Origin of the sequence: Psychrobacter sp. JCM 18900, from assembly GCF_904846625.1 — a bacterium.
GTDB lineage: Bacteria > Pseudomonadota > Gammaproteobacteria > Pseudomonadales > Moraxellaceae > Psychrobacter.
On the sequence record NZ_CAJHBL010000006.1, the window covers coordinates 71,926 to 97,937 of the forward strand.

The window sequence follows — 26,012 nt, forward strand, 5'->3', positions numbered from 1 at the left end:
TCTAATGTCATAGACCAAAGCGCCTATTACAAACTGCGAACTATTGTATGCCAAGACTTGATGAAATGCGAACCTAAAACCATTTAAAGATACTATGTATCTCATTATAATATATAAACTAAAGTTTCTATTTGAGACAAAACTGACCTTAATAGAAAACCATGAGGAAAAAATCTCTCTGTTATAGATGTTGAATTAGAATAAACGACCCTTTTATTGATAATGATTTACATCTAGGTGGATTTTTATCACATAGATGAATAGCAAAGATAGTTATAATAAATAACGATCGTTACCTGTAAGTGGGCATAAATATGCCATTTTGGTTACGCTTTAGAGCTAGCAGGCTGAGTACTTTTTAATTATGATAAATACTTTTTATCGATTTATTTCTCAGTAATACTGTGTAAAACCGCATTATTGATACAATCAAAAAATTGAGAAAAGGCAATAGGACAAGTTTATGAGTGTATTACCTACCAACCTTGAGACTTTGAAACGTCGGGCCAAGCAAAGCATCATGCCATTGCTGACACCGCATTTATTAAAGCTACGCCTTAATACTTATGCACCATATATTGGCGCAGGTATCAAAATCGATCATATCAGTCTCGATCAGGGTTTGTGCGTGGTAAGCATGGGGCTAAATACCCTAAACAAAAACATCGTCGGTACTCAGTTCGGTGGTAGCTTGTATTCAATGGTCGACCCTTTTTATATGCTTATGCTGATGCATCAACTGGGTAGCAATTACGTGGTATGGGACAAAAGCTCGCACATTGATTTTGTTGCGCCTGGCAGTAGCAAAGTCACTGCACGCATGAAAATACCTAGCTCTGAAATCATTACCATTCAAGAGCTGGCAAAAGAAGGCGAAGCGGTATTCCGTGAATATAAAGTCGACATCGTGGATGAGCAGCAAAAGCTAATTGCGACCGTCACCAAGACTTTATACATTAGACTGCGCAAATACAGTAAGTCCAAGGAGCAAGTCAACCGCATCGATACCTTTGATGCTCAATAAACTTTAGCTTATAACTGGCGCTATTAGAGCTGGTAATATCAGAGCTGATAAAATTCAAATTATTAATGCTATACATACAAAAACCCCAATCTAGCTTGCGCATAGATTGGGGTTTCGTCTTTTTTGGTATGGCCCGCTTATTTATAAATAAACCTATGAATAAGGGCTTGTATCTACTATTACCTTGTCTGGAGCCAATCCTAAAATTATAGGACTAACTCAAAACGGCAAACTTGTGCTTAGATACCAGGTGCAGTATCAACTGCATCAGGTACGCCAGCGTCAGTTTTTTTCTTAGCAACTGGACGAGCACCAAGTTTTTCGCGGATACGTGCTGATTTACCAGAGCGCTCACGTAAGTAGTATAGTTTCGCACGGCGAACAGCACCGCGACGTTTCACTTCGATGCTCTCGATGATTGGTGAATGCAATTGGAATGCACGCTCAACGCCAACGCCGCTTGAGATTTTACGTACGGTAAACGCTGAGTTTAAACCGCGGTTACGCTTAGCAATTACAACGCCTTCAAAAGCCTGTAAACGCTCACGCTCACCTTCACGTACTTTTACTTGTACCACAACGGTATCGCCGGGTGCAAAGCTTGGGCGCTCAAGCAATTGAGCGTTTTCGATGACCTGAACCAATGGATGCTTGTTGCTCATGAGAGTTATCTCCTCACATTAGATAATAGAGGCTTGACGCATATCACCTGTTTGTAATAATTAATCGCATCTCTTTATAGTGAGACACAACGTAAATGGGTTATAACCAACGGCCACTATGCTATGACTCGTTTTATTATTGCTCAAAATTCTGTTTCTTAACTGTTTATCAAACCTAGTAACGATAAAGTCAGATTCTAAAAATCTACTTTTTATCTGCTTTGGCCAATGCTTTCAACCACTTCGCTTGCTCTACCGTTGGGGTAAACGCTTGCCATAAGTCTGGACGACGCGTTTGCGTACGACTGACTTGCTGACTAAAACGCCACTTAGCGATATTAGCATGGTGACCTGAAAGTAATACCTCAGGAACCGCCATACCCGCAAACTCATGCGGCTTAGTATAGTGTGGACAGTCAAGCAAGCCATCGACAAAAGAGTCTTGCTCCGCTGACATGTCATCACCCATGATATCAGGCAGACGACGTATCACACTATCCATCAGCACCATTGCTGGCAACTCGCCACCAGTCAACACGTAATCACCTAACGATACTTCCATATCGACATATTGTGACAGTAAACGCTCGTCAATACCTTCATAACGACCGCATAATAAAATCATGCCATCGTAATCAGTCATATTGACTACGCTACTCTCACTAAGCGTCTGTCCTTGCGGTGACATATAAATCACCGGACAGTGCTCACTATCGACACGGCAACCATGTTGACTGGCACGCAATCGTGCATCCTCAATGGCTTTCGATAATGGCTCAGCCATCATGACCATTCCAGGACCACCCCCATAAGGGCGCTCATCAATACGGCGATAGTTATCGGTGGTATAATCACGTGGATTAATGCATTCAATCGTAACTTGCTCTTGAGTCACTGCTCGGCCCGTGATTCCAAATTCACGAATCGTGGCAAACATCTCAGGAAAAATACTAATTACGGCAAAATACATCTGATGTCTACTTGCGTTAAGGCTAAAACAATCGGTGTAAGTAATAACAACGTCTGACTAAAAAGCCAGAAACGCTATCAGTAATCACTCGGCCATGCCACAAGCACTGTTTTTTCAGTCATATTGACTTCTATTACAGTTTGCTTATGCCATGGAATCAGGCGTTCTTCATTGTCTAAACTGTCTGAATTTGCCGTTACACGCATGATGTCATGGGCACCGGTTTCAAACATTTCAGTGATATTACCTAGATACTCATTCTGCTCGTTTATCACGCGCAGACTGACCAAATCCGACCAATAATATTCGTCTTCAGCTGTTTCAGGCAGGACGTTTTGTTCGACCCAAACGGTAACACCGTTCATAGTCTCAGCAACATTACGATCAAGAATCTGCTCAAATTGAGCTACGATCCCTGTTCCTTGCTCACGCCAAGCCTTCACAGTTAAAGGTTTCATGCCAGTGGCAGTTTTCATCCACCACGGCTTCATGTCGAATATCGCTGTACGGTCATCCGTATCACTAAATACCCAAAGCCAGCCTTTAATGCCGTAAGGCTTCTTAAGCTGACCAATTTTCATAAGGGCACTAGCGTTTGGAACAGATGACATAGCAGCTAACCTAACAATGATTAAAACAGCAATTGCAAAAACAATTGCGTCAAAAGCGATAAACAGTTAATGGCGCACCCTGGTCAGACCAGTTACGCTATGTATTCTAAAGTCTACTGAGTCATGTCATAGTTTTGCTATGAACGTCTCAGTAACAACCAAAACTTAAGCAGTTGCTTCAGTTTGAGCTGCAGACTTGTTGTAAGCTTTTGCTAATGAAGCAACGCGATCTGAAGGTTGTGCACCTTTTGCGATCCACGCATTGTACGCTTCCATGTTTAGGCGTACTGCTTCTTCAGACTCTTTAGCGAGTGGGTTAAAAAAGCCGATGTTTTCAATATAGCGACCGTCACGCGCGCGGCGTTGATCAGCAACAACTACTTGATAAAATGGGCGTTTCTTGGCACCGCCCCGTGCTAAACGAATAACAACCATGTGAATTCTCTCTTTCGCAGGTATACCAAAAAGGGCATAATTATATCACAGTCTTTATTTGTTGAAAACATAAACTGTGCATATTTAATTATTTATTAACAATAGCTTAAATGTCGACCTAAGTAAAATATAACTGATGATAATGGCTTATTTTTAAATTTTTTCTTTAGATTCTATAAATTACTATCGCTCTTTCTGAAAAATAGACAATTGCTAAATACATTTATCCTTAAGCTTAACTTTATACCTATTTCAATAACTATCTGGCTCGCTCGTCGATTGCATACTGTATCAGTACTATTTATTGATTATGCTATTCTATGATATATCGCTATAGATTGATGCACAGACTAGCTTTAAGGCAATCGCAATTAGAGAGCTACACGCTATATCACAATAACTTTTCTTTTACTCTGTTGAACACATATGATCTCTCCAAACCCAAAGCCGCGTCGTAAAGGTTGGCTACCACGCTCTTATTCCAACACTTGGCTAACGACCTTGATGGTTGCCTTTATTGTGCTTATCAGTGTGAGCTTATCAATTTTGTTCTTTTGGCGCAGCCTGTATCTGCCAGAGCTAAAAAACCATGCGCGTTATTTGACGAGTGAGTTGCAGCTGATCAATAGTGTTAATAAAGACTGGCAGGGTCGTCCCGAAGTACGCCAATGGATTTACCAGCACTCTCATGTCGTCGTGGTGAATAACCCCAGCGACTTCCCAGAAGTCGCTGACAAGCCATTCGTGAGCTTTTTTACGGACGTAATGCAACGTGAAATCGGTGCACAGCTCGGTCGCCCTGTAGAGGTCTATTTTAAATTTAAGCCAACACCGCAGCTATGGGTACAAGATAGCCGTGATGACAGTTTTTGGGTGCGTGAGCCTGTCGTCTACTATTCGCAGTATAGCCCGACGTTACTGGTGCTATTTTTGATTGGACTGCCTATCCTATCGTTACTAACGATTATTCTATTAGCGCGTCAGTTAAATCGCCCACTACGCTACCTACAACGTGCAGCTACTAACTATATTCGTCTAGGTCATGCAACCACACTGCCAACGCAAAAAGGCCCCACAGAGATACGTCAAGTTAATATGGCCTTTAACCGACTGTTTACGACATTGAACCAAGCTCAAAAAGAGCGAACTATTATGCTCGCAGGCATCTCACACGATTTGCGTACACCGTTGACACGTATGCGCTTAACCGCAGAAATGCTACCAGATGATTTTTTCCGTGAAGGGCTGATTTATGATATTGAAGATATGGATGCTATTTTGGAGCAGTTCATCTCTTTTATGAAAGATGGTTCTGATGAGCCAGTCAGCCTGACCAATCTAGATACCATATTTAATGAAATTATGGTGCAGTTTGCGCCAATGAAGTTTGTATATGAGTCAGAATGCGACAAGGTCGTTCCCGTACGTCCATTATCCATCAAGCGTCTGATTATCAACTTGGTCAATAATGCCAATCGTTATGGAAAACCACCTATTTATTTATCGGCAACGGTTGTACCGACATTTATAGAAACTGTCAAAGACGAAGATACAGACGTAGTCAGCGAAAATGTGGTGAACAAAGAAGCTCAAGAACAACTAGTGATTTGTGTACGAGACTGCGGTGATGGCGTCGCTGACGATCAATTAGAGCGGATTATGCAACCGTTTGAACGTGGAGAGACGGCACGGACTACTCAAGGTAGCGGACTAGGTCTTGCGATTGTTGATCGTATTGCCCGCTTACATCATGGTACCGTCGAAGCCATTAACCACCCTGAAGGTGGACTACAAGTATGCGTACGCATTCCCCTACTCTCTAAAGTCGCTGGAGATACTTCGCTAGCTGCTGAAGTAGAAGAGGTATCTGAGGTAGACAATACGGTACCAAATTCAAAATAGTGATGAGACTTCAATCTGAATAAGCAAAGATATCAAAGCTAGTCTTTGCTACCAATAGCCGGCGGGATATACTCAGCACTGTTAGTAAAAGCTAATGGCTGGGTAATTTCAGCCTGAGCTGCTTGTAGTGTTTGGGTCGTTGACGGCTGTTTTAAGAATAAATAATAGCCTAGCGTAATCGCATTCAACACTACCAAGCCACCAAATAAATATGGCATCCTATGCCCTCCTATGACATTGTCCAACCGTCTTAAAAATAGCGACGAGCGCGTCATCTAGCTACAAAGCGCTATGGCGCTATACCATTAAGATGCCGCTGATTGTCTTTAGTATCATGACTAATAATTATGGCGTAGTCTGATAATTTAGCATGATAATTTAGCCTGATAGCTCGCTCTTATAGCTTAGCTCTATAACTTGACCTAATCTGACAACTTAGTATCGAAGTCGCGCTCGCTTTTCTCCTGCGTCAATTCATCAGCAGCAAGAATTTGCGTCAATGGTTTGATAGGCCATGTCATCACAAACCTTGCACCGCCTAACTCACGACTCTCATCTACTTTCATACTACCATTAAACCAAAAGGCGATACGCGATACAATAGACAAGCCTAGACCATAGCCACCTGAGGCGCGTGTACGGCTATCATCTAAACGTGAGAATGGAATGAATACTTTTTCGCGATCTGCTTCAGGAATACCATGTCCATCATCTTCGACACTAACGAAGGCATTACCTTTTTTGACACCAGCACTAATGATAATGGTTGTTTCTGCATAGCGTAATGCATTACCTGCAAGATTTTGAATCACACGGTGTAAGTAGCGTCTATCTGCCACTGCTGTTACTTTTGCATTTGGTAAACTGGTTACTATTTTGATAGGTTTACCTAGCGCATTGGTTTCGCGCTCGATCTGCTCTAACAGCTCTCTTAAGTTCACTGGTTCTAAATCTAACTTTGGTGATCCTTCCTCAAGCTTAGCATAGGTCAAAATCTCATCAATCAAACCATTAAGCGATTCAATATCTTCATCAATATAATCACGCTGCATAAAACGTGAGTCTTCGTCATCCGTATCAGCAAGCATATCTACTGCAAATCGAATACGAGCCACTGGCGTACGCAGCTCATGTGAGACCGCTCGGGTAAGCTCTCTCTGTGATTCAATCAAACGTTTAATATGTGAGGTCATAGCATTAAAAGTCGCTGACAAACGCGCTATTTCATCTTGACCAATAACCTGTACTTGAATATCAAGGTTACCTTGACTGACCTCATTCACACCTACCTGAATCAATTGCAGCTTACGTTCAAGCGGGAAGATGAGCGCATATACACCCAAGCTAATTAGGAACATACTGATAAGAATCATACTAATGATTAAGTTAAGCGGAAACCAGTTAAATAAAGGTATAGGCCCAATTAAAATTGCCATATCATTGATTTCAGAGGGTACTATTACCCTAATCGCAGAGTTACTCGTACTACTGTTAGTATCTTGCAGCGATATAACAACTTCGTCACGACGCAGACGAGCCATCTGATCTGAATCTAACTCAAGCGTATTAACTGCTTTGAATGCTAAAGGGAAAGAAAACTTCTTTTCCAATTCAGCCAAACGTGCGCGCTTGTCCGATAGTGTCATGTGATAAGACAAATCGTCTAATAAAAAGACTGCAATTGCCCGTACTTGCTGCTCGGTAACTTGAGAGATTCTTGCTGTTAACACACTCTTGTTGTCCGGCAAACGATAATAAACATCTGCATATACAGGCTGGTTAAAATAACGTACAACGGTATTATCATTTTTAAAGCGGCGTAGCTCACTGGCACTAAAGTCTACTTCGTCAATAGGTAAGACTTTAAAAGTAGTACCAAACAAACTACTTGCATCTGATAACCAATATTCACGCTCTTCCTCGGTATTTTGGTGAGAGATTCCTTCACTCACCAAATGGAACGCCCCCATTGCCATATTTTCACGATAGGACTGCACACGCTCCTTATTAATGGTATCCATCAATAACTGCGCAAACAATGCCACACATAAGCAGACTATAAGTAGCCCAGCATAGATACGAACAAAAATACTGTGTTTTAAAGAAGAGACTAATGACATACGTGCCGTGACCAACTTAATAAATAGAGATTGCCAATATCATCAAACATATAGGTAGTGCTATGTGTTTGATGATATCGAACATGATCGAATAGAGAGAGACTTTAACTTTGACTTTTAATTACCGCATTTTAATTCATATGTGGCAATCATCCAAAGACTTATATGTATGACATATATTTAGTCAGTGTCTACAATAATGGGTTAATTAAACCACATAACACTGCATTTAAGTTTAAAAATTAGAATTTAGCCACAAAAAAACCAGCATCGTTGCTGGTTTTTTCGAATAGCGATTAATAATTAATCAATGTACAGAAGCAACAATATTAGTTGCCTTCTTTTACAAATAGATAGCCTTTACTACGTACGGTCTTAATACGTTTTGGATTTTCTGGATCATCACCGATTTTTGGACGAATACGTGAGATACGTACGTCAATTGAACGATCTTGACCATCATACTCAATACCGCGTAGACGCTCAAAGATATCTTCGCGAGATAGGATACGACCTGCATTAGAAGCAAGTAACCATAGTAGATCATATTCAGCACTGGTGAAATCAACCAATTCATCACCTAGGTTAACTGAACGGCCACCGTTGTCGATAACTAACTCGCCAAACTCTAGACGTTGTGGCACATCTTCTGATGGTGCATTTTCTGAGCGGCGCAGTAGCGCACGAATACGGGCAAGCAATACACGTGGCTGAGCAGGCTTGGCAACATAGTCGTCAGCACCCATCTCAAGACCCAATACCTGATCCATGTCTTCAGTACGTGCAGTCAACATCAAAATTGGATTTTGATAATGCGGACGCACTTCACGGCATACGGTCAAACCATCGCTACCAGGTAGCATGACATCAAGTACAACCATATCTGGTTGCTCATTGACGATACGGCGAATAGCACGATTACCATCAGTCTCAATTGCCACTTCTAAACCATTTTTGACCAAGTAATCTTGAGTCAACATGGCCAGACGCTCATCATCTTCAACAATCAAGATTCGGGGGGTGTTGTCTTCTTCATTCGTTGTCATTGTTATATCCTCTAATACATCTAATTTAAAAGCAGTAAAAGTAAGAGCGGTAAAATTAATAGCACCATATAGTGGCACAATTGATGTTCGTATAGCTGTTACAAACTTGGTAGCACAGTATACTATTAAATTATCAGCTTCCTATACTATAGCTGATAGTCGGTAACAAAACCTATAAACTACCCCTATCAAAACTTTAGTTTGCGTCCAGAAATTACGTCAATTACTTCGTTAGTACATCGCAATTTGTATTATCTATCGTTTGCTAATTATCCAAACCATTGAGCAAACATTATCGCGTACAGTTACTGCTCGTTGCTTATAATACGTTATGTCTAATATAACCATATATTAACGTTGTCGCCAGTGTCTTTTTAAGAAAATTCCAATAGGCGATGATTCATTGATAATAAAAGATTTTTCCTGAGAATAGATTGAACTACCGCAAATACTATCCAAGTAATAACCGTGTGTATTTACCGCAGAACCGTTAATTTCATAATGAATAGACATAAAAAAACAGCCCATATAATGGACTGTCTTTTTATTATTACTTCTAGCGATAACTCTGAATGACTAGCTAGAGCTATCAGTAATAAATTACGCGCGGTTTTTGTACTTACGAATAGTCTGTAATTGTCCTACTGACTCTGCAAGTGAGGCCAAAGCCGCATTGGTTTGTAGCGTATCAGACTGGTTAACTAGCATTTGCTCAGCTTTTTTACGTGCTTCGACGATTTTGCTTTCGTCAAGATTGTGTGCACGCATGGCTGTATCAGCCAATACCGTAACCATCTTAGGCTGTACTTCTAGTACGCCACCTGAGACGTAAATTACTTCTTCTTCACCGTTTGGTGTTTGCACTCGCATTGCACCTGGCTTTAGCAAAGTAATAAGCGGTGTGTGACCTGGCAATACACCAATCTCGCCTTCGGTACCAGTAGCTATTAACATGCTAATTTCGCCTGAATACAACTCTTCACGAGCACTTACGACGCGACATTGTAACGTTGCCATACTTAATTCCTTACCATCAAAGCGCGATCAAAAAACAGTAAAACTGCGATGCGTTACTGAAGAGTAGATACAAGGTTTATATTATATCTACTCGTTAGCTTATGCTCATACAACTTACGCTGACTTAGACTTCATTTTTTCAGCTTTAGCGACTACTTCATCGATGCTACCAGCCATGTAGAACGCTTGCTCTGGTAGGTCATCGTATTCACCAGCGATGATTGCTTTAAAGCTAGCAATGGTATCGCGTAGTGGTACGTATTTACCAGGTGCACCAGTGAAGACTTCAGCTACGTGGAATGGCTGAGACAAGAAGCGCTGAATCTTACGAGCACGATAAACAACCAGTTTATCTTCTTCTGATAACTCATCCATACCCAAGATAGCGATGATGTCTTTAAGCTCTTTATAACGCTGTAGAACTTCCTGAACACCGCGAGCAACATTGTAATGATCTTCACCGATTACTTGTGGATCTAACTGACGTGATGTTGAATCCAATGGATCAACCGCAGGATAGATACCTTGTGATGCGATATCACGGCTTAGTACAACTGTTGCATCCAAGTGAGCAAACGTTGTAGCAGGTGATGGATCGGTCAAATCATCCGCAGGTACGTATACCGCTTGAACTGAAGTAATAGAGCCTGACTGAGTTGACGTAATACGTTCTTGTAATAAGCCCATCTCTTCAGCTAGTGTTGGCTGATAACCAACCGCTGACGGCATACGACCAAGTAGTGCTGATACTTCTGTACCCGCTAGTGTATAACGGTAGATGTTATCAACAAACAATAGGACGTCACGACCTTTGCCAGTAACAGGATCTTTGGTATCACGGAAGTACTCAGCCATGGTCAAACCAGACAGTGCAACACGTAAACGGTTACCCGGTGGCTCATTCATCTGGCCATATACCATCGCTACTTTAGACTTACTGAAGTCTTCAGTGTTTACAACGCCAGCTTCCTGCATTTCGTGATAGAAATCGTTACCTTCACGAGTACGCTCACCAACACCAGCAAATACTGACAAACCTTCATGTTTTAGAGCGATGTTGTTGATCAGCTCCATCATGTTAACGGTTTTACCAACACCAGCACCGCCAAACAGACCAACTTTACCACCTTTAGCGAACGGGCAAAGTAGATCGATAACTTTAATACCAGTCTCTAGTAGCTCAGTGCTGTTTGACTGATCCGCGTAGCTTGGCGCTTCACGGTGGATAGACCATTTTTCGTCAGCAACAACAGGACCTTCTTCATCGATAGGACGACCAAGAACATCCATGATGCGACCTAGCGTACCAGTACCTACAGGCACAGAGATAGGTGCGCCAGTATTAGTAACAGGTAGGTTACGCTTTAAACCTTCGGTTGAACCCATTGCAATAGTACGTACAATACCGTCACCTAGCTGTTGCTGTACTTCTAGGGTAGTTTCGGTACCGTCTACTTGCAAGGCATCAAAAATTTGAGGAACTTCATTACGGTTGAACTCAACGTCAAGAACCGCGCCAATAATCTGTACAATACGACCGCTACTCATTGCGTTCTCCTTGAACTTCTATATATAGGTGTAGTCAATTATGAAACAGCAGCAGCACCGCCAACGATTTCCGAGATTTCTCGGGTAATCGCCGCTTGACGCAGCTTGTTATAAACCAACTGTAAATCGTTAATAAGGTCACCAGCATTATCTGTTGCCGCTTTCATCGCAACCATACGTGAAGACTGCTCAGAGGCAATGTTTTCCATTACCGCTTGATAAACAATCGACTCAATATAGCGACCAAGCAATTCATCAATTAACGTCTTGATGTCAGGCTCGTAGATATAATCCCAGCTAAGTTCTGTCTGTAGACCACTGTCTTCATCATCAAATGACTGCTCTGGTAGAGGAACCAACTGATTGACTGTTGGTTTCTGAGTCATCGCATTGACGAATCGGTTGTAGACCACATAGATACGGTCAATATTGCCGTTACTATAGTCTTCAAGCATCGCTTGAACCGGTGCATTCAACTGTTCAAACGTTGGTTTATCGCCATAATCGGTCACAGCCGATGTAACTTTACCACCAAAGTTTTTAAAGAAACTCACACCTTTGGCACCGATGACTGCAAACTCAGCTTGTACAGACTGATCTTGATAATCTTGGATACTTTTAGTTAGGGCTTTGAATAAGTTAATATTCAAACCACCCGCTAGGCCACGGTCAGAGGTAATGACAATATAGCCAACCTTATTGACTGGACGCGATACCATATACGGATGTTTGTAGTCTGATGAGGCATGCACCAAATGTGAAATAACCCGGCGCATACTATCAGCATACGGGCGACCCACTTCCATGCGCTCTTGCGCACGGCGCATTTTACTTGCCGCTACCATTTGCATAGCACGAGTAATTTTCTGGGTGCTTTTAATACTGGTGACTTTGGCACGTATCTCTTTTAAGCTTGCCATAATGATTCCAATATAAGAGGGTTAAAAAGCATTGGCGCATGCGACAATCGTTTGATATACAACATCAATCCTACAGAATAACATTTTATATCTTGTGGCATTACGCGATCTAATACCGGTAATGGTTAAAACAGTGGCGCAAATATCTGGTCAGACAACGCGCCACTTTATCAGCTCTAAGCTACAGTTATAACCAATTCGGCTTAACCCGTTAAATTAATAACTGTGATTTTGTTTAAAGGTCTCTAGAGATGACTTTAAACGACCTGCGATATCATCATTGTAGTTCGCAGTGTCATCAATCTCACGCATCAATTCACTTTGCTCATCATGCATATAACGTAGGTACGCTTCTTCGAAAGAACCAATCTTTTCGACAGGTACGTCAGCTAAGAAGCCTTCGTTTGAAGCATAGATAACGGCTGCTTGCTCAGAGATTGACATCGGCTGATACTGCTTCTGCTTCATCAATTCAGTCACACGCTCACCATGATCAAGCTGTTCGCGAGTTGCGTCATCAAGATCTGATGCGAACTGAGCGAATGCTGCTAGTTCACGATATTGAGCTAGAGCGGTACGAATACCACCAGATAGCTTTTTGATGATCTTAGTCTGAGCGGCACCACCAACACGAGATACCGAGATACCAGCATTTACTGCTGGACGGATACCTGAGGCGAATAAGCTAGACTCTAGGAATATCTGACCATCAGTGATCGAAATCACGTTAGTTGGTACGAATGCAGATACGTCACCAGCTTGTGTTTCAATGATTGGTAGTGCGGTTAAAGAACCAGTTTTACCTTTCACTTCACCGTTAGTGAACTTTTCTACATAATCAGCATTTACACGTGATGCACGCTCAAGTAGGCGTGAGTGTAAATAGAATACGTCACCAGGATAAGCTTCACGACCTGGCGGACGACGTAATAGTAGTGAAATCTGACGGTAAGCAACTGCTTGCTTTGATAAGTCATCAAATACAATCAGTGCATCTTCGCCGCGGTCACGGAAGTATTCGCCCATCGTACAACCTGAGTACGGTGCGATATACTGAAGTGCTGCAGGCTCTGATGCTGAAGCAACCACAACAGTGGTATATTCTAGTGCGCCAGTTTGCTCAAGCTTACGTACTACGTTAGCGATAGTCGAACGTTTCTGTCCGATAGCCACGTATACACATTTAATGCCTGACGCTTTCTGTGCGATGATCGCATCGATAGCCATCGCTGTTTTACCAGTCTGACGGTCACCAATGATAAGCTCACGCTGACCACGACCGATTGGAATCATGGTATCAACGGCTTTATAACCAGTCATTACTGGTTGATCTACTGATTGACGGTCGATAACGCCTGGAGCGATTTTTTCGACTTTATCAGTCATCTTGGCATCGATAGGACCTTTGCCATCAATAGGATTACCCAAAGCATCAACAACACGGCCTAACAGCTCAGGACCTACTGGTACTTCAAGAATACGACCAGTACAATAGGCTTTTTGACCTTCTTGCAGCTTTAGGTAATCACCAAGTACTACCGCGCCAACAGAATCACGCTCTAAGTTAAGAGCCATTCCGTAGATTTCGCCTTCAAACTCAATCATTTCGCCGTACATGGCATCTTCAAGACCATGAATCTGCACGATACCGTCAGATACTTTGACAATCGTGCCTTCATTCTTTGCAGTTGCACCCGCATCAAGGTCTTGAATACGCTGCTTAATCAGGTTACTGATTTCCGCTGGATTCAATTGTTGCATTGCCTTGTTTCCTTTAATTTATGATAACCCGCCCACTGACTTAATTGCTCTTATAATCATACAGTCAATATTTGACTGTATTGATGATTGGCATTAGGCAGTTAGCTGTGTTTTTAACTGTTGTAACTTGCCGCGCATCGAATCATCAATGACTTTGTCACCGACTTTGATTGTAGCGCCTGCCAATAGACTTGGATCAACTGATTCGTGAATCACTACACTAGCATTTAGCGAGGCAGCAAGACGCGTTTGTAGCGTTTGACGCTGTTCATCAGTCAATGGGTAGGCAGAGGTCACATATGCGTCAAGCTGCTTTAAGCTTATTGCCTTGTGACGGCGATAATGCTCATAAACTTCAGGAAGCAGCGCCAGACGCTCTTGTTCTGATAACTGTTTAACGAAGTTACTAAGTGCTACTGATACTTTTGGATAGCTTACGTTACTGTCAAGACTAGTCCCTTGAGCTTCGCTTAATAACTGCTTGAAAGCAGAATCATTAGCGCTAGCTACTTGCGTATCATAAAGATCGACCAAAGCAGCTGACTTATGCTCAGCAGAAACAGCTGGATTGTCTAGCCAAGTACTGAACGACTTGTCATTGACAACAGTGCTAGCAACAAGTAAGAAGTTTTCCCACTCGTTGACTGCGCCGTTTTCGTTGGCATAGTCAAACGCGGCTTTAGCGTACGGTCGTGCTAAGGTTGATAAGTCAGCCATTATATCCTCACAATTACAGCTTCGCCGCCAGTTGGTCTAACATACTGGCATGTTTTTGCACATCGACTTTGTCTTGCAAAATCTTCTCTGCACCAAGTACAGCCAGTTCAGCAACTTGGGCACGCAATGATTCACGCGCTTGATTGATTTCTTGATCGATAGATGCTTGCGCTTGTTGACGAATGCGCTCGCCTTCCGCTTGGGCTTGCGATTTTGCATCTTCGACGAGCTGATTGGCACTCTTGTTCGCTTGCTCGATTAGAGCGGCAGCCTTGGTCTTTGCAAGATCAAGTTCCTGCTGGACATTTTGCTCCGCGGTCGCCAAATCTGCTTTTGCTTTTTCTGCGGCATTCAGACCTTCAGCAATTTTACGCTGACGCTCATTGATGGCACCGATAAGTGGTGGCCACACGAATTTCATGCAAAAAATCACAAATATTGCAAAAGCAATGGCTTGACCGACGAGGGTAAAATTGATATTCACGTGATCACCTCTTTGTTAATGAAAAATCAGTTTCATTGATCATGTTTGGTAGTCAAATCTTGACTATATTTGATAGAAAGTCTCCGAATACCAAACATTTACAACTGAGCTTTCGGATTAACCTGCTAGAGGGTTAGCGAACAACAATAGCATAGCAATACCAACACCGATCATCGGAATAGCATCAAGAAGACCTGCTACGATGAACATACGAGTTTGCAATTGTGAGCCAAGCTCTGGTTGACGCGCAACGCCTTCTAAGAATTTTCCACCTAGAATAGCAAAACCAATACCTGTGCCAAGTGCGCCAAGACCGATAAGTAGTGCTACTGCGATAACTGTGTAACCACCTAATACTGGATCCATTGATGTATCCTCATTTACCTATTGAATGTCTAATTAATGTTCAGTTGATGATGCAAGCGACATGTAAACTATCGTCAGCATCATGAATACGAACGCTTGAAGTGTAATAACTAAGATGTGGAAGATAGCCCACGGTACCGATAACGCCCATTGAATCCAAAACGGCATTAGAGCAATCAGTATGAAAATCAATTCCCCAGCATACATGTTGCCGAATAGACGCAAACCAAGTGATACAGGTTTGGCTATTAGAGTAACTGCTTCTAGGATGAAGTTGATGGGAATCAAAATCGCTTGTACGATTGGGTTTTTGGCGCCAAACGGATGCAGTGTTAACTCACCGATAAAGCCGCCCAAACCTTTTTCTTTAATGCTATAAAAGATAATCAGTGCAAAGACAGAGAACGACATGCCAAGCGTGATGTTAGGATCAGTCGTTGGAACAATCTTAAAGAAAACATGATGTGGATCATGGCCCATAGCGGCACCGATTTGCCCAGCAATACCTGGAATGAAATCAACAGGTATTAGATCCATCAAGTTCATCAAAAAGATCCAAACAAAAATGGTCAACGCCAATGGCGCAATCAGTTTTGATGTACCACTGTATGAATCACGAACGTTGTTATCAACAAACTCAACGATCATCTCAACTGCTGCCTGAGTTTTTCCTGGCACGCCTGAAGTGACTTTTTTGGCAACCATCCAAAAGACGGCGCAAAATAAGATACCTAGACCAATCGACCATAGCATAGAATCAAGATGGATAGCGTTAAAGCCCATTGCCCCTGCTTCTTCAGCAGTATGAGCAACTTTCCAACCTTCGCCCGGCAGATAGCCATACGTCCAATTCGTTAAGTGGTGAGAGATATATTCTGATGATGTTTGCTCGGATGCCATAATGTAAGCTTCTTATTAATCAACGATTTAATCAACTACCAAAAATATGGTTGTCATCTGATGAGGTGTAGTATTGATATCTATCTTGCTATTAAGCAGACAAATAAACCGTACTAAATCACTCATGTAACCAACAACATCCAACCCATAGTTCTATTACTAATATGCAGTATTTGATAGCGTGAGATAAATTTTAGCTATCAAAAAAGGGCTTATGATAACTCAGTAATAGCCCTTGCATTTTTATACGCAAAATTATTATATATGTGCTTGCCCACTGACCGTTTTTTACGATCGGCGCTTAATGTAGCGCTTATAAGCAAAATATTTAGCCGCCTATATTAATGCAGCGTTGTATTCGTGTAAAGTCAATTGTGATTTTTTTATCCACTGTATGAATAAGTTAGCCACCAGTTTTACTTGCTAATATAGCTACTAACCATAATCAGATAACCGTACTCTAATTATCAGCAATACAGATAGTTGAATAACCCCTACCCTCTCACTGCATACTACGTCTAACATTGAGACTCATAGTGCGGTCTTTATAATCACTGGTGCTATCCTAAGACAGCGTTGTGCTTCGACTTTTCGAACTAGTCATAGAGAAGCTGGACGGCAGGGTGACTTGCCAGTACTATTAATAAACCATCTGTTTAGCGATCATTTATTAGCGCTAGCGTATATGCCACAACATCCAACTGTGACTAATTTGCATTACCATAAAACCGATAAACAGCGCTGGCGCAGATAGGGGTTGTACGGTAATAAAAATTAGTGCAAAACCAAACACGGTCAATAACCATTTTGACATTTGACCCCGATATAGCTGGCTAACGATGTGTTGGCGCGCGCGATATCCGGTGTACCAAAAAATAAAAAACGCAAATACTGCTTGAGTGATGAAACTTAGTAGCGCACCAATTGCAGTGCTTTTTGCTATCGTAAGCTCACTATGTAACCAAATAGTATCTACTATCCAAGCAATGATAATAAGGATAAATAGTATCCATGCTTGTCGTTTAATATAGATGCCAATCTTGTCTTTTTGCGTGCGTTTGGCAGGCTTGGTCATCGGTATTCCTATAGCCTTTACAGCATTGGGACAATATATCATACTTATGATAATTTTATCCGTGAATGACTTACTCTACAGGCATTACCTTTCGGCCAAAATAAAACGCTACTTATTATAGGTAGAGCGTAACTATTAAGCAAGTAAAATATGACTTTTATCAGTCACCTAACGCATTTTGCTAAGATTATTATATTACGTAGTCTATAATAAATGCTTGAAGCGAAGCTGTACAACCAACTTAAACAATCCTAGCAAATTGCTGTTTTTGGCTACATTAAGAGATACATTGATATATCTGTTTGGCCATATTCTGCCAACCGCTGATAAAGTCATCGCTACTACTCATATCTTCTGGCTGTACCGTACTCTTCACTGGTTGTAACTTCGCAAGTAAGCCTTTTGCTGGCTCACTTGGACTAATCAAACACATTTGCTTGGCTGGGCGTTGCTCATTTAACCAACGGAGTTGGCTTGCTTTGGGTGATAGATGATGATCTACGCTAAGGCTACCGACGAGCGTTAAGTGTAAGCTGTCTTCGATATATTGATAAGCATCATGATAAGCCCAATAAGGTCGTGTTTTTGAGGCACTTTGAATAGAGCTTTGCTCAAATGCAGTAACTTCTTTGTCTAGTTGCTGTGCAAATTTTTTCGCGTTGGCTTGGTATAGGTCTTTATATTGTGGATTAGCATGGCTATGTATTACAGCCAATGCACGGGTAATGGCTTTGGCATTTTCAGGGTCTAACCAAATATGTGGATCTAGTGTACCCGCGATAGCGTCGCCCTTTACATCACGTAATGGATGTCGATTGAATGCATCAAACTCAAATAAAGCAATGGCATTTGGGGCTGTTTTTAGACTTGCTGCTAGATTGTTTTCTAGCGGCTCACCGAACCATACCACGAACTTGCTGTCTTTGATTGCCTTGATATCACCAGGGCTGATACTACCATGATGACCCACCTCCCCCGCTTGCAATAGTCGATTGGCTGATGGCGCGCCTTCTGTTACTGCTTCACTTAACAAGAATAGCGGATAATTACTAACACTGACCGTTGCAGCTTGTGCATTCAGCGTGAAAGTTCCTAAAACTATCAGTCCTGTCATTAGCAAGCGCTGTAATGTGATAAGCGAACGTACGGAGTAAGTAAACACAGCGTTCATAGTAAGCTCTTTTATTGTTAGATAGCATTGTTGGATAACGAAAGTATAAGTCATAGTATCTTGCCCCACTCCTGTAAAAAGGGTAGATATACAAGACTACTATAAGACAATTCACTTAGTTCTTATTTTAGTATGTTATACTATAACAATAAAAAACGCTATCATAAAAAACGTCATGCGATTACCATGCTATTTTTAGGAGCTTGTACCATGTCTATTACTTCATCGATCTGCGAACATTTGCATGATGTGCAAGATCTGACTCCGCATGATGTTCATGAACGCTTAGCAGCAGCTAAAGAGCATTGCCGTCTAAATGGCGCGCGATTTACTCCTTTGCGTCAGCAGATATATCAATTGGTCTTAGAGGCAGATCAGCCCGTCGGAGCTTATGACTTAATCACTCAGTTGCAGCAAATGCGACTGTCTATAACTGATGACAGCGATACTCAAAAAGTAACTAGCTCACCAACACTTTTGATAGACACTAAGACAACCAAAAAACGCGCGCCGAAAAATGTCGCGCCACCAACGGTTTATCGCAGTTTAGAATTTTTGCTAAGTGAAGGGTTGATTCATCAATTAACCTCTATTAATGCTTATGTTCCTTGCTGTCATCCGCGCGCCCAGCATACAGCCGCCTTTTTGATCTGCGATCAGTGTCAACGTGTGCAAGAATGCAGCAGCCTACCCGTTCAGGAAATGATGAGCTTCGCCGAGCAAGATGTAGGGTTTGTGGTTGAGCGTAGTGTCATTGAGCTTAGCGGTCGTTGTCAAGCTTGCCAGTAATGCTACTGTGGTTTTTGTGAACGTTTTAAGCATGATTCGTCGATTGTCTATTTACCTATGCGTTGTCATATTATGAATACCTCTACCCTACCTTCTAATCAGTCAAATCCTGCTGTTACAAATGACAGTACTGTGAGTAATGCTGACAAATTATTGAGCTTAAACAATATCAGTTATCATATCGGGCCTCAACGCCTGCTCTCTCACATAGATATCGACATTGCTGTTAATGAAACGGTCAGCCTTATCGGTCCCAATGGCGCTGGTAAGTCAACGCTAGTCAAACTTATCTTAGGTTTGATTGAGTCAACTGATGGCTCTATGACAGCACATCATCCGCTACAGCTTGGCTACGTACCGCAGCGATTTGCTGTGCCACCGATATTGCCGCTACGTGTCTGCGACTTGTTGGGGCAAGCAGATAAGAAACGTTTAACCCCTGAGCAGCGGCAGTTTATCTTTGATAACTTATCATTAACCCATCTACTGTCACGGCAGATGTTGCATTTATCAGGTGGTGAGACGCAGCGCGTACTATTGGCCAGAGCGCTACTAGACAAACCCAACTTGCTTATTTTAGACGAGCCGATGCAGGGTCTCGATCCCGATACTGAAGTTTGGCTATACCAGTTTATTGACGAGCTGCCTGATTTCTTACGTTGCGCCATGCTGGTGGTGTCTCACGATTTGCATTGGGTCATGAAAGGCAGCCGCCGCGTCATTTGTTTGAATAAGCATATTTGCTGTGAAGGACAACCAAGCGAGCTAGCTATTAGTACTGAATTTCAAAAGCTATTTGGTCATCATTATGAACAACCATACGTACATCAGCCCCATGCCTGTGAACACCATGCGCCAAGCGAGTTATAGTTTTAATAAACAAAGCTCGAAATCTAGCTCATCAAAGCCAAAACTATCAAACATATAAATAATATGGCTTTACTCTATTTATAAAATTTTTACGGACATTCATTATGACTGCTTGGTTAGCCATCATTGCGCCTGCTTGGATCGCTGGCAGTATATTAGCGTTATTATCAGCGCCGTTAGGTTGCTTGGTATTGTGGCGGCGTATGGCATTCTTCGCCGATGCCTTAGCCCATGGCACGTTGCTAGGTGTAGCCTTGGCTGTATGGTGGCAACTGCCAATGGGTATCGGCATTGCATTGATCAGTGTCATGGTCGTACTGGGACTGGTATTGATTGATGATGAGCGTCTGCCAGTGGATGCTGTATTGGCAGTCGTGTCGGTTTCACTCTTATGCTTAGGCCTACTAGCCTTAACCCAATTGACTGACCAACAGGCCAATGTGCTCGGGTTTTTATTCGGCAATTTGCTAGATCTCGATTGGGCAGATTTGCCTTTGCTTGCTGGTAGCGTATTAGCTGGCTTGGGACTGCTTATTTATATTTGGCCCGCGCAAATCAAGCTCGCAACGCATGAAGCATTGGCACGTATTCAAGGTATCAATCCAACACGGCAACGGCTGTTTTTTATGGGTGTACTGGCAGGGTTTTGTGCGATTGCTCTACAAGCAGTTGGCAGTCTATTAATCAGCGGATTATTAGTGCTACCTGCACTGACCGCACGTCTATGGTCGGCATCGCCAAAACAAATGGTGATTATAGCGTTGATAATCGCTCAACTGGGTGTGACACTTGGTGTGTGGGGTAGTATTTGGTTGGATATTCAGACAGGTCTTTCTATCGTCTTGATATTAGCTGCTTTATTTTTTACTGCACTCATTTTTTCGAAGCTAATAAAGATAAAACTTTAGTTAGCGACGCTGTAAATACGTTATAATGAATAAATTATGACTGTTTTTCGCTATCTTTTTGTTCGACTTTATTTTATTAATATAATGAATACTTTAGCTCGATAATACTATAAGTCGGCTCTAGACTTTAAATTTGCTATTGCTAGTTGATAGTATAAATATCGTTGATTAGAGTCAAAGTAAGTTCAAGGCAAACGCTGTGCTCTTTTATAGTATATTGATGATAATTATAAATACCCAGTGAAAAATAGTAGCTCATTTATCCATACTCGCGCTAACAATACTTATTGTTGTGACTCGATAAGGGACTGAACCAATGCCAAACTATCCTGCCAATAAGTTAAGCACCTCTGATAAAACGATAAATATTTTACAAATTACTGATTTGCATTTATCGACGCCTGTTTTTGTTGATGAGAGTAATACCTATAGTGACGACATGGCTTGTCAGCGTAGTTTTGAAGCAGTGCTCCAGCAGGCACTTAGTGAAGATATTCGCTGTGATTTGATTATTGTGACTGGTGACTTGGTCAATCGAGTAAAGTCCTCAATTTACGATCATATCTTTACTGTATTACAGGCGACTCAGATTCCGTTTGCTTGTATTGCTGGTAATCATGATGTGACGGACGAGAATGGTAAAGACTTGCCATTTTTTCAGCGAGAGCTTGTCGCTCAGCCTGCTGACTCACGCTTGTTAAGTCGTCATGTCATTGAAACTGAATACTGGCAGCTGTTGTTATTAGACTCCTCCATTTCTGGTAAGGTCGCAGGCGAGATTACGCCTACTGATATCAATTGGTTATGTGAGAGACTCAGCACCTGTGATAAGCCCGCATTAATCGCCCTACACCATCATATTGTTCCAGTTGATTCTGACTGGATTGATACCCATATGGCAGAAAACACTGAGAGCTTTTGGCAGCATATGGCGCCATTTGAACAGCTACAAGTAGTGATCAGTGGCCATACTCACCAAGAGCAAGTTCGACTGCGCCAAGGCGTCACGGTGTATAGCACGCCATCGACCTGCTATCAGTTCAAACCTTATGAAGATGATTTCTCTTATGATGAGCAGGCATTACCAGGATATCGCTGGTTGCAATTAGCCAACAATGGAACAGTTGCAAGCTGGGTTGAAAGACTGGATACTTGATGCCCAGAATTATTGGTACTAGTAAAAGCTATAGCCCTTTGTACTTATAGCTTTCGTCAATAATTCCTAATCAAAAATGCAGTGATGAACAAATAAAATATGAATTCAATATAAAAAATCACTTCATTATTATTACAAACAATGATACAACTTATGAAATAAAGCAAGGGTGGCCCAATATCTGATATGAAGCCACTGCAAGATAGCTAGGATGGCCCATTAACCACAAGCTCAGTTTTCACAATAAATGACCTACGGCATGCTTTAGACAGTATTTTTCAAACCGAAGTTTATATAACAACCTATCTAACAATCGGTATATAACTGTCAAGATATAAAGTCTACGATATTATTTGATCAGCTGTGTTACTTGTATTACCAAGTGGTGAAACGTTTGATAAAAGGACAAATTGTAGCGTTTGTAGCATTAATAACGTCTTGTCTTTTGATACGTCGTTTTATTGAATTAATTTGAAAAAGTAGGATACCCATATGAGCACCCTGACCACGAATCCGAGTGAAGTTAAATTTACTCCTTATGTGCCGGCCAAAGACGAAGAGTATATGTCTGATGCGCAGTTGGAGCACTTTAAGGCTATTTTATTGGATTGGAAAAACCAACTGATTGGCGAAGCGGATCGTACCAAAAACTACATCCAAGATGAGTCAAGCGCCATGCCAGACATCAATGACCGTGCCACTCAAGAAGAAGAGTTTGCATTGGCATTACGTACTCGCGACCGTGAGCGCAAACTTATCCGCAAAATCGACAAATCTATGTTAGAAATCGAAAATGATGACTATGGATTTTGTGAGACTTGTGGTGTAGAGATTGGATTACGTCGCCTTGAAGCACGTCCAACCGCTACCCAATGTATCGACTGCAAAACCTTATCTGAAATCAAAGAACGTCAAAACCAAGGCGCTTAGATCAGATATTACAGATATGAATGTAAGCAGAAGCGACCTTATAATAGGTCGCTTTTTGTATTTTAGACTGTCACTATTTTGCTGCGTTACTGACTTTATTCTGAATAAATATAATCGCTTGAATAATGACATGACTAACAAAACAATCTCATTTAATGAATATCTTTTGTTACTCATATTTATTATTCTATCTTTATTACCTTTTATAGACAGCCATTTATTTTGAAAACAATGCCTACCGCCATGCCGACTCAAACGCCACCATCACAGCCCATTGGCCGCTTTGCGCCTTCACCAACGGGTGAGTTACATCTTGGCTCTCTAACCACCGCGCTTGCCAGCTTTTGCCATATCAAATCAATCGGTGGTAAGTGGCTGTTACGTATGGAAGATACCGATACTGAACGCTGTGATAGACAGTTCACTGAGCAAATTTTGATGGATCTTGAGGCCCTTGGGCTACATTGGGATGGTGATGTTATTTATCAGTCTGAGCGCATTGATATCTACAACGACTATCTATTATCATACCTAGGGCCGTTGACCTATGGCTGCCAATGCTCTCGTAAAGACTTAGAACATTACTGGGCGCAAGAAGAGATAAGTAGAAACCATAGTCGTGCCAGCTTAGCCGCGGCGACCGACCAGACATCGTTAGACGAACAAGTTTCATCTATTAGCCAAGTACAGCCAAATCGGCAGCGCTATCCACGTCGCTGTGTAGCAGCTGACCTTGATAGACAGCAGCATAAGCTACGTATTCAGCTACCAGACTATCGGATTGGCTTCAATGACGGTATTCAAGGACTACAATGGGATAATCCGCAGCAGACATTAGGCGATATGGTCGCTCGTCGTCAGGATGGCATGATTAATTATATACTGGCAGCCAGTCTCGATGATGGTCTACAGCAGGTTACTCATATCATGCGTGGTCTTGATATTCTACCTATGACGACGGCGCAAATCGGTATCATGCAAGCCGCGCGCCTACCCACTATTGACCAATGGTATCATCTGCCATTGATTAATAATGCTGATGGCCAAAAGCTCTCTAAGCAAAACCTTGCTCAACCAATCGACACATCAGATTCGAGTCAACTTATTGCTGAAGCCCTATCGCTACTGCAGCAACCAAAGGTCGATATCGACACCCCAGAAAACATGCTCAAACAAGCCATTGCGCAATGGGACAATACCCCGCTACAAGGTAAGCAACAGTTAAACTTGTCTTATTAATGAGAATTATTCCATCAAAAGTCATAACATAGACAATAAAAAGCGCCACTAAAAGTGACGCTTTTTATTGCAATAATGCTAAACACTATTTACCGAAACTCTGAGTCTATGCAAAGACTATTATATATAGAGCCTATTAGTAATAACGGCATTGGCTTTTCTCGATCTCAGGGCTTTCTTTATATATCTTCAATAATAGCGCGACCATAACCAAGCTAATCAACATAGACGAACCGCCATAACTAAAGAACGGCATAGTGAGACCTTTGGTTGGAATGGCACCCATGTTCATCGCAGCGTTAATAATCGTCTGGGCAATAAATACTACACCGATTCCGAAAGCGGTATAGCTCATACGCATTTGACGACGTTTTAGCGCGTTGTAACTGATACGCATCGCACTACCGATGATCAACGCTTCAAGTATCAGTACCATGCTGACACCGACGAACCCTAACTCTTCACCCGTAATGGCTAATAAGAAATCCGTATGCGCCTCAGGCAAATGCGACAGTTTCTGTACACTTTCGCCATAGCCGACACCCGTGAACTGCCCACGGCCAAAGGCGATCAAACTACGTGCCAACTGATAATCGGTATCCTGTACGTCATCAAATGGATCCATAAACGACATCACACGCACCAATCGGTACTCTGCCGTAGTCACCATCAAGACAGCCCCGCCAACAGCAGCAGCACCCAAGGCTAAGAAGTGCTTATAAGGTGCCCCAGCGATATAAAAAATCGCGAACAGTGTACCGATAATGACGACAAAAGAACCAAAATCTGGCTGCGACAATAGCAGTATCGTTATCAGCGCCACTACCAGCATAATTCGCAAAAAACCATCTAGGCCATTACGAACTTCAAAAGATCGGCGCACCACAAAGTCAGATACAAACACAATCATGACCAGTTTGGCTAACTCAGCTACCTGAAAGTTAAAACCACCTACCGTAAGCCAGCGCTTGGAACCATTAATTGGCGTACTAAACAATGTGGCAACAAGTAATAGCCCCGTGATGCCCAACAAAGCAAACTGGGTCTCGGTCTTATATAGTGTGCGTAAAGACACGCTATAATAAGGAATGACCGCAACGATTAAACCAATCGTCATATACAACAACTGGTTTTTGAAAAAATACAGCTCAGTCATACCGCGGCTAAGCGCAAAAGGAATAGAAGCAGAAGCAACCATCAGCAGACTAAGCACCATCATACAGCCGACGCTTGATAATAAAATTGCGCGCGCTGATGGCATAGACAGAACACCATCTGAGCCAGAGGTTTGCTTGGTTTGGGGCGAGGAACGAAAAAAAGAAGAGAGCGCCATAATTTTATATACACTAACAAACGAAAAAACACGGCGTCTATGAAACGCCACCGTTTAA

The 26,012-nt window shown here is 42.0% G+C and carries 26 protein-coding genes; 8 read left to right on the forward strand and 18 right to left on the reverse strand.

What is annotated here, in order from left to right; all coding sequences use genetic code 11:
* Positions 1-463 precede the first annotated feature (463 nt).
* A complete protein-coding gene (locus JMX96_RS11610; RefSeq protein ID WP_102093128.1) occupies positions 464-1,024 on the forward strand; it encodes a DUF4442 domain-containing protein in 561 nt (186 codons plus the stop codon).
* A gap of 239 nt (positions 1,025-1,263) precedes the next feature.
* Here JMX96_RS11610 and rplS read toward each other — a convergent pair whose 3' ends face one another.
* The 4 genes from rplS to rpsP all read right to left on the reverse strand — a co-directional run bounded on the left by rplS (position 1,264) and on the right by rpsP (position 3,702).
* Complete coding sequence (rplS, locus tag JMX96_RS11615; protein ID WP_057761981.1) at positions 1,264-1,686, reverse strand: 50S ribosomal protein L19; 423 nt, start codon at positions 1,684-1,686, stop codon at positions 1,264-1,266.
* 205 nt (positions 1,687-1,891) lie between these two features.
* Positions 1,892-2,656 carry a tRNA (guanosine(37)-N1)-methyltransferase TrmD gene (gene trmD, locus JMX96_RS11620; RefSeq protein WP_201569200.1) on the reverse strand — a complete coding sequence of 255 codons (765 nt, stop codon included), beginning with the start codon at positions 2,654-2,656 and terminating at the stop codon, positions 1,892-1,894.
* Between the two features lie 77 nt (positions 2,657-2,733).
* The gene (gene rimM / locus JMX96_RS11625) at positions 2,734-3,267 is read right to left on the reverse strand and encodes a ribosome maturation factor RimM (RefSeq protein ID WP_201569202.1); all 534 of its coding nucleotides are present in this window, start codon (positions 3,265-3,267) and stop codon (positions 2,734-2,736) included.
* 165 nt (positions 3,268-3,432) lie between these two features.
* Complete coding sequence (gene rpsP / locus JMX96_RS11630) at positions 3,433-3,702, reverse strand: 30S ribosomal protein S16 (RefSeq protein ID WP_021812802.1); 270 nt, start codon at positions 3,700-3,702, stop codon at positions 3,433-3,435.
* Positions 3,703-4,128: 426 nt separating this feature from the next.
* Between rpsP and JMX96_RS11635 the strand changes: the two genes are divergently transcribed.
* Entirely contained in the window at positions 4,129-5,604 is a 1,476-nt protein-coding gene (locus tag JMX96_RS11635) for an ATP-binding protein (protein WP_201569204.1), read from the forward strand.
* A gap of 38 nt (positions 5,605-5,642) precedes the next feature.
* On the opposite strand, the gene JMX96_RS11640 is transcribed toward JMX96_RS11635, so the two are convergent.
* The 13 genes from JMX96_RS11640 to JMX96_RS11700 form a co-directional block, all read right to left on the reverse strand.
* The gene (locus JMX96_RS11640) at positions 5,643-5,822 is read right to left on the reverse strand and encodes a hypothetical protein (protein ID WP_201548390.1); all 180 of its coding nucleotides are present in this window, start codon (positions 5,820-5,822) and stop codon (positions 5,643-5,645) included.
* 204 nt (positions 5,823-6,026) lie between these two features.
* Positions 6,027-7,724, reverse strand: coding sequence for an ATP-binding protein (locus JMX96_RS11645; RefSeq protein WP_201569206.1), 1,698 nt, complete (start codon positions 7,722-7,724; stop codon positions 6,027-6,029).
* Positions 7,725-8,053: 329 nt separating this feature from the next.
* Entirely contained in the window at positions 8,054-8,770 is a 717-nt protein-coding gene (locus JMX96_RS11650) for a response regulator (RefSeq protein ID WP_057761994.1), read from the reverse strand.
* A gap of 600 nt (positions 8,771-9,370) precedes the next feature.
* The gene (locus JMX96_RS11655; protein ID WP_057761996.1) at positions 9,371-9,787 is read right to left on the reverse strand and encodes a F0F1 ATP synthase subunit epsilon; all 417 of its coding nucleotides are present in this window, start codon (positions 9,785-9,787) and stop codon (positions 9,371-9,373) included.
* A gap of 114 nt (positions 9,788-9,901) precedes the next feature.
* Positions 9,902-11,335 carry a F0F1 ATP synthase subunit beta gene (gene atpD / locus JMX96_RS11660; RefSeq protein ID WP_057761998.1) on the reverse strand — a complete coding sequence of 478 codons (1,434 nt, stop codon included), beginning with the start codon at positions 11,333-11,335 and terminating at the stop codon, positions 9,902-9,904.
* 38 nt (positions 11,336-11,373) lie between these two features.
* Positions 11,374-12,255 (reverse strand): F0F1 ATP synthase subunit gamma, encoded by an 882-nt coding sequence (gene atpG, locus JMX96_RS11665; protein ID WP_102093132.1) that lies wholly within the window; start codon positions 12,253-12,255, stop codon positions 11,374-11,376.
* A 216-nt stretch (positions 12,256-12,471) separates the two neighbouring features.
* Positions 12,472-14,016, reverse strand: coding sequence for a F0F1 ATP synthase subunit alpha (atpA, locus tag JMX96_RS11670; RefSeq protein ID WP_057762002.1), 1,545 nt, complete (start codon positions 14,014-14,016; stop codon positions 12,472-12,474).
* Positions 14,017-14,109: 93 nt separating this feature from the next.
* Positions 14,110-14,733 carry a F0F1 ATP synthase subunit delta gene (locus JMX96_RS11675; protein WP_057762004.1) on the reverse strand — a complete coding sequence of 208 codons (624 nt, stop codon included), beginning with the start codon at positions 14,731-14,733 and terminating at the stop codon, positions 14,110-14,112.
* A 13-nt stretch (positions 14,734-14,746) separates the two neighbouring features.
* On the reverse strand, positions 14,747-15,217 hold the full coding sequence (locus JMX96_RS11680) for a F0F1 ATP synthase subunit B (RefSeq protein WP_101205956.1): 471 nt from the start codon (positions 15,215-15,217) through the stop codon (positions 14,747-14,749).
* A 117-nt stretch (positions 15,218-15,334) separates the two neighbouring features.
* Entirely contained in the window at positions 15,335-15,583 is a 249-nt protein-coding gene (atpE, locus tag JMX96_RS11685; protein WP_010197960.1) for a F0F1 ATP synthase subunit C, read from the reverse strand.
* A gap of 33 nt (positions 15,584-15,616) precedes the next feature.
* Positions 15,617-16,483, reverse strand: coding sequence for a F0F1 ATP synthase subunit A (gene atpB / locus JMX96_RS11690; protein WP_101205957.1), 867 nt, complete (start codon positions 16,481-16,483; stop codon positions 15,617-15,619).
* Positions 16,484-17,159: 676 nt separating this feature from the next.
* Positions 17,160-17,558 (reverse strand): ATP synthase subunit I, encoded by a 399-nt coding sequence (locus tag JMX96_RS11695; RefSeq protein WP_201569208.1) that lies wholly within the window; start codon positions 17,556-17,558, stop codon positions 17,160-17,162.
* A 277-nt stretch (positions 17,559-17,835) separates the two neighbouring features.
* Positions 17,836-18,729 (reverse strand): metal ABC transporter solute-binding protein, Zn/Mn family, encoded by an 894-nt coding sequence (locus JMX96_RS11700; RefSeq protein WP_227677037.1) that lies wholly within the window; start codon positions 18,727-18,729, stop codon positions 17,836-17,838.
* A 210-nt stretch (positions 18,730-18,939) separates the two neighbouring features.
* Between JMX96_RS11700 and JMX96_RS11705 the strand changes: the two genes are divergently transcribed.
* The 6 genes from JMX96_RS11705 (at position 18,940) to gluQRS (ending at position 24,621) form a co-directional block, all read left to right on the forward strand.
* Positions 18,940-19,518, forward strand: coding sequence for a Fur family transcriptional regulator (locus JMX96_RS11705; RefSeq protein ID WP_201569212.1), 579 nt, complete (start codon positions 18,940-18,942; stop codon positions 19,516-19,518).
* Positions 19,519-19,590: 72 nt separating this feature from the next.
* Positions 19,591-20,388 carry a metal ABC transporter ATP-binding protein gene (locus JMX96_RS11710; protein ID WP_201569214.1) on the forward strand — a complete coding sequence of 266 codons (798 nt, stop codon included), beginning with the start codon at positions 19,591-19,593 and terminating at the stop codon, positions 20,386-20,388.
* A gap of 104 nt (positions 20,389-20,492) precedes the next feature.
* A complete protein-coding gene (locus tag JMX96_RS11715) occupies positions 20,493-21,296 on the forward strand; it encodes a metal ABC transporter permease (RefSeq protein WP_114701802.1) in 804 nt (267 codons plus the stop codon).
* Positions 21,297-21,612: 316 nt separating this feature from the next.
* Positions 21,613-22,452, forward strand: a complete 840-nt coding sequence (locus JMX96_RS11720) for a metallophosphoesterase (protein WP_201569216.1) — start codon at positions 21,613-21,615, stop codon at positions 22,450-22,452.
* Between the two features lie 492 nt (positions 22,453-22,944).
* On the forward strand, positions 22,945-23,382 hold the full coding sequence (gene dksA, locus JMX96_RS11725; protein ID WP_057762021.1) for an RNA polymerase-binding protein DksA: 438 nt from the start codon (positions 22,945-22,947) through the stop codon (positions 23,380-23,382).
* A gap of 243 nt (positions 23,383-23,625) precedes the next feature.
* Positions 23,626-24,621 (forward strand): tRNA glutamyl-Q(34) synthetase GluQRS, encoded by a 996-nt coding sequence (gluQRS, locus tag JMX96_RS11730; protein ID WP_201569218.1) that lies wholly within the window; start codon positions 23,626-23,628, stop codon positions 24,619-24,621.
* 136 nt (positions 24,622-24,757) lie between these two features.
* Here gluQRS and ftsW read toward each other — a convergent pair whose 3' ends face one another.
* A complete protein-coding gene (gene ftsW / locus JMX96_RS11735; RefSeq protein WP_201569220.1) occupies positions 24,758-25,954 on the reverse strand; it encodes a putative lipid II flippase FtsW in 1,197 nt (398 codons plus the stop codon).
* Positions 25,955-26,012: the final 58 nt, after the last annotated feature.